Here is a 369-nt window from a genome sequence, read left to right on the forward strand (position 1 = left end):
TGTCTATCAAGTTGCGGAACCCTTCGGCACTAACTTTATAGAAAGGTTCAGGCGAAGTGAGAAAATCGGGATTTACTGTACGCATTCCTATGCCGGCATTGTTAACCAGCAAGTCTAATTTTCCCCACTGCTGCCGTACCCACTGTACAGCTTTTTCAATGGAATCTTCATCGCGCACATCCATCTCCAGAGCATAGGCATCCAACTGCTCCTCTTTTAGCTCTGCCACTGCTTCCTTGAGCTTCTCACTTGTGCGGGCCGTAAGTACAACCGAAGCACCGGCCCTGGCCAACGCTTTTGCCATCGCAAATCCCAGTCCGCTTGATGCGCCGGTTACCAGTGCCTTTTTCCCTTGTAATGCTGTTTGTT

The 369-nt window shown here is 49.9% G+C and carries 1 protein-coding gene; it reads right to left on the reverse strand.

What is annotated here, in order from left to right; translation table 11 throughout:
* The coding region (locus HC175_RS20680; protein ID WP_168139890.1) for an SDR family NAD(P)-dependent oxidoreductase at positions 1-369 on the reverse strand (369 nt) is incomplete at both ends.

The organism is Salinimicrobium oceani (assembly GCF_012037645.1).